This window comes from Streptomyces sp. MnatMP-M17 (assembly GCF_900091995.1).
In the GTDB taxonomy this organism is placed as follows: Bacteria; Actinomycetota; Actinomycetes; order Streptomycetales; family Streptomycetaceae; genus Streptomyces.
Window position 1 is genome coordinate 1 of record NZ_FMDK01001181.1, and the last position, 4,934, is coordinate 4,934.

General features: G+C 70.2%; 4 protein-coding genes. All 4 read left to right on the forward strand.

Annotated features, from left to right (window positions below; all coding sequences use genetic code 11):
• The first annotated feature begins 264 nt into the window (after window positions 1-264).
• Window positions 265-1,641 carry a four-carbon acid sugar kinase family protein gene (locus GA0115259_RS37570; RefSeq protein ID WP_256098316.1) on the forward strand — a complete coding sequence of 459 codons (1,377 nt, stop codon included), beginning with the start codon at window positions 265-267 and terminating at the stop codon, window positions 1,639-1,641.
• Window positions 1,638-2,687, forward strand: a complete 1,050-nt coding sequence (gene pdxA / locus GA0115259_RS37575) for a 4-hydroxythreonine-4-phosphate dehydrogenase PdxA (RefSeq protein WP_256098317.1) — start codon at window positions 1,638-1,640, stop codon at window positions 2,685-2,687. Before GA0115259_RS37570 ends, pdxA begins: the two co-directional genes overlap by 4 nt.
• Before the next feature lie 35 nt (window positions 2,688-2,722).
• Window positions 2,723-3,517 carry a DeoR/GlpR family DNA-binding transcription regulator gene (locus tag GA0115259_RS37580; protein ID WP_093605051.1) on the forward strand — a complete coding sequence of 265 codons (795 nt, stop codon included), beginning with the start codon at window positions 2,723-2,725 and terminating at the stop codon, window positions 3,515-3,517.
• A gap of 587 nt (window positions 3,518-4,104) precedes the next feature.
• Window positions 4,105-4,934: AfsR/SARP family transcriptional regulator (locus GA0115259_RS37585; protein WP_141716876.1), on the forward strand; the 830-nt coding region annotated here is incomplete at its 3' end.

The window sequence follows — 4,934 nt, forward strand, 5'->3', positions numbered from 1 at the left end:
GGCTCGGCTGCGGGTGTCCGGTCCGGCCGGAGAGGATCGGTCCGGCCGCCGGCACACGTCCGGTCCGGCCGGAATACGACCGGTTCGGTCGGAACATGTCCGGTCGGCCGGAACGTGTCCGGTCTGTCCGGGACCAACAGGTGTCGCGCCGCACAAGGTGGCACGGTTGCGCATTTCGCGCAAGAGATCTCGCGCACTTCGCGCAGCGTGTGCCATCATCAGGCACCGAGGCAGCCCACCCCGGGCCGCCCGGAGGAGGTATCCGTGTTCCTCACGCCCCGCAACGGACGCGCGCCCTGCCCGGTGCTCGCCCTCGCGGACGATCTGTCCGGCGCGGCCGAGACGGCGGCGGCGCTGTGTCTGCCCGCCCGGATCGTCCTGGGGCCCGGCGCCGTACGGCCTCCGGACGCCGGCCGGGTCCTGATCGTCGATCTCGACACCCGGCAGCGGGACGCGGGCGAGGCCGCACGGATCGTCCGAGAGGCGGTACGGACGGCCGCGGCCGGCACTGTACTGATCAAGAAGACGGACTCCCTGCTGCGCGGCAATCTCGCCGCCGAGACCGCCGCCTACGCGGAGGGCGCCGACGGACTCGTGTTCGCGCCCGCGCTGCCGGTGGCCGGGCGTACCGTCCATGAGGGCATCATCCACCTGCACGGACGGCCGCTGCACGAGACGGACGCCTGGCGCGCGGAGACGCGGCCCGTACCGCGCTCGGTGGCCGAGGCGCTCGGCGGTGTACCGACGGCTGTTGTCCCGCTCGCCGCCGTACGCTCGTCCCTCGGCGACCTCACCGCACGGCTCCGAGCCCTCATGGCGGCGGGGCTCACTCCCGTCTGCGACTGCGAGACGGACGCCGATCTGGACGCGGTCGCCGCCGCGGCGCTCCGGCTCGGGCCCGGTGCCCGGCTCATGGGAACCGGCGGATTCGCCGCCGCCCTCGGGCGCGTACTCGCCGGAGCGGACGGACCGCCGAAGTCGTCGGGCGAGTCCACTGAGTTCCCTGAGCCCTCTGAGCCTCCGTCAGAAGTGGCGCACGGACCGTCATCCGGCGCCGGGCCCGTACCCGCGCCCGCGTCCGAGGCGGCCCGCCCGCTGCTTGTCGTCGTGGGCACCGCCGAACCCGGCGCCGTTGCGCAGATCGCGCAACTGACCGCCGTCGGAGCACGCCATCTCGCGCTGCCGGCGGAACTCCTCACCCGGACCGGCGCCCCCTTCCGGCTCACCGTCGGACCCGAGGACGCCCTCACCGTGGTGAGCGTCGACAACTCCGAGGGAATCCAGGCCGGTTCGGCCCGCCATGTGGTGGCCGGCCTCGCGCGTAGCGTCGCCACCGTGCCGTATCCCGCCGATCTGGTCCTCACCGGGGGCGAGACCGCGCGGCGCGTTCTGGACGCGCTCGGTGTCAGCCAGCTTCTGCCCGTGGGACAGATCCACCATGGAGCCGTGCACAGCCGCACCCCCGACGGCCGGTCGGTCGTCACCCGGCCCGGCAGTTACGGCGACACCGGCTCACTGCTGCGGATCGCCCGGGCACTCCGGCCGCACCACCCGTTCGCACCGGCCGTACCCGTGCCCGTACCGGCGCCGGCATCCGCATCCGTACCCGTCCCATCCGTACCGCAAGGAGAAGTCCTGTGAACGCAGCCCCGACGACCGCCCCCGCGGAGCAGGCCGACACCACCGGCCGGCCGCTCCCGATCATCGCGGTCACCATGGGCGACGGCGCCGGCATCGGCCCCGAGGTGATCGTCCCGGCGCTGCTCCACGCCGACACCGTCCGCCGCTGCCGTCCCGTCGTCATCGGCGACGCGGAGCGGCTGCGCCAGGCCGCCGCGATCCTCGGCATCACCTGCGAGATCGTCTCCGTCGACAGCCCGGCGGAGGCCACGCCCGCACCGGGCCGTATCCATGTCATCGACCTCGGACTGCTCCCCGCCGATCTGCCCTGGGGCCGGCTGTCCGCCGTCGCGGGCGACGCGGCGTACCAGTACGTACGGGTCGCCGCCGAACTCGCCCTGCGCGGCGAGGTGCAGGGCATCTGCACCGCACCGCTCAACAAGGAGGCCCTGCACGCGGGCGGCCATCCCTATCCCGGACACACCGAACTCCTCGCCAGTCTCACGGGAGTCGAGGAGGTGTCGATGATGCTGTCCACGCCCCGGGTGAAGGTCATCCATGTCACCACGCACATCGGTCTGATCGACGCCGTGAACAAGATCGAACCCGGGCTGGTCGAACGGACCGTGCGCCGCGGCCACGAGGCGATGGTGCGCGCCGGTGTCCCGGACCCGGTCATCGGCGTCTGCGGAATCAATCCGCACGCGGGCGAGAACGGGCTGTTCGGCTACGGCGAGGAGGAGGAGAAGATCGTCCCGGCGCTGGAGATCCTGCGCGCCGACGGTATCGACGCCGTCGGACCGCTGCCCGCCGACACCGCGTTCTTCCTCGCCTCGCGCGGTGACTACGACCTGATCGTGGCCATGTACCACGACCAGGGCCACGGTCCCGTCAAGGTCATGGGTATCGAGGCGGGCGTCAACCTCACCGTCGGTCTGCCCGTCATCCGTACCTCCGTCGACCACGGCACCGCCTTCGACATCGCGGGTACCGGCAGGGCCGAGGCCGGTAGCATGGTCGAAGCGCTGCGCCAGGCCGCCGAGATGTCGACCACTCCGGCCCGTTGACCGCCGGTTCGCCCGCACCAGAGGACAGAAGACTGATGTCAGCGATCGGATCGAACGCCCGGCGCGACCGTATCGTCCATCTCGCCACCACGACCGGGCTCGCCAGCGTCGAGGAGCTCTCCCAGCTCCTCGGTGTCACGGCGTCCACCATCCGCCGCGATCTCGCGAAACTGACCACCGACGGTCGGCTCGCCCGTACTTACGGCGGTGCGATGGCGCTGGCCGCCCATCCCGAGGCCTCGCTGCGGCAGCGTACGGGCGAGGCGTTCGAGGCCAAGCGGGCCATCGCGCGCTGGGCGGCGGCGGAGGTACGGCCGGGCGAATCGCTGCTGCTGGACGCGGGCTCGACCGTTGGCGCGCTCGCGCATGAACTGCGCACGGCGAGGGATGTGACCGTGGCGACCACGGGTCTGACGGCCCTTCAGGAGCTGGCCGATGTCGAGACGGTCCAGGTCGAGTGTCTGGGCGGTACGCTGCGCCCGCTCAGCCAGGGCTTCGTGGGACCGCTGACCGAAGCGGCCCTGGAGCGGCTGACGTTCGACCGGCTCTTCCTCGGTACGGACGGTGTCTCACCCGAACACGGCATCTGCGAGGCCGATCTGCGGCAGACACGTCTCAAGGAGCTGATGGCGCGCCGCGCCGACCGGGTGTACGTCCTGGCGCACGCGGCGAAGCTGGGCCGGCGTCCCTTCCACGCCTGGACGCCGCTGAGACCGGAGTGGACGCTGGTGACCGACGACGGCGCGGACCCGGTGACCGTGGAGGCGCTGCGCTCGCGCGGTGTCACGGTCGTTCTGGCGAAGACGGAGCACCATCCTGCGGACGAGTAAAGGCCGGTAGCGGCCGGTAGCGGCACGTCCGTACCGTGGCGGTTCGAAAGGTCCTGTGGAGGGAGCGCTCTCCGCGGGACCTTTTCGGCTTCCGGCTACGGTTCCGGTCAACTTCGGGCAGAGCGGTGCGAGCGGCGCAGCCCGTCACGTGCCGGTCCATTCACACTCATTCGAGCGCCTTTCCGCTTATTGGCCAACAGCCCGAGAATGCGAATCCCGGCAAGGGTCGACTTTCCCTGATCGACTTACTAGGATGCCCAACAAGTTCTTGGCGCCCGTATTGTTGAAACCCGACAGATGTCAGCTCGGCACTTCATTCATCTATTGGTAAAGCACAGTTAAAGACTTTCGGCTGCCTTCTGTGCGGCGGTGAAGATCGACATGACGCAAATGGGCAGGCGGCCGGGCGTATCGCGCCGTTACGGGGGAGATGGAAATAGTGAGGCCTGATAGAGGTCTGTACCAAAGAAAATTGCGAAAAATCTCTGTCCTGCGATGTCGGCGATGTCCCGGCGATGTGATGTGCCCAATCTCCGGCACTTTCGCCCGCCGCGGACCCGAGTGCTGATTCGGAGGGCGGGAGTCACGTGCGTTTCCAGCTTTTGGGTCCTTTGAGCATTGCCGAGGGCCAGGACGCTGTTGTCCTCAAACCGTCCAAACCGGCCAGCCTGCTGGCAGCTCTGCTCATTCATCCCGGATCCGTTGTTTCGACCGGTTATCTGCTGCGCGCCCTGTGGGACGAGGACCAGCCGGCCACCGCCAGGGCCGCGCTCCAGAGCTGTGTCCTCCGGCTGCGCCGGCTTTTCACCAAATACGGTGTCACGGGCAGCGCCATCGAGGCGGTGCCCGGCGGCTACCGGATGAACGCCGACGCCGACACACTCGATCTGGTGCGCTTCCGCACCCTGGTACGGGCGGCGGACGGTCTGGGCGACGCGGAGAGCGAGCTGTACCGGCTCAAGGAGGCGCTCGTTCTGTGGCAGGGACCGCTGCTGGCGAATGTGCCGTCCCCGATGCTCCACCGCGACGAGGTGCCCGGCCTGACCGAGGAGCGGCTGCGCGCGCTCGAACGGGCCTGTGACATCGAGCTCGCGCTGGGCCGATGTCGCCAGGTACTGGTCGACGTATGGGAGGCGGCGCGCAGACATCCCGGGCGCGAGCGTTTCTCCGAACAGCTCATCGAAGCGCTCTACCGCACCGGCCGGCAGTCGGAGGCCCTCACCGAGTACCGCTCCGTGAAGGGCAGGATGAAGGAGGAGCTGGGTATCGATCCCGGCCCGGGACTCCAGCGGCTCGAACTGGCCATACTCCGCGGCGACGACCTCGGTCCCCTGTCCGTCGACCGGACGGTGCCGCTCCCCGGCCGTACGGCGGTGGCCCTCGCGGCGGGAACGGCGCGGCCGGCACTCGCCGCGGC

What these genes read in the sequence shown, in the direction of transcription:
- GA0115259_RS37580 (WP_093605051.1), top strand. Translation starts at nt 2,723, where the DNA reads ATGTCAGCGATCGGATCGAACGCCCGGCGCGACCGTATCGTCCATCTC.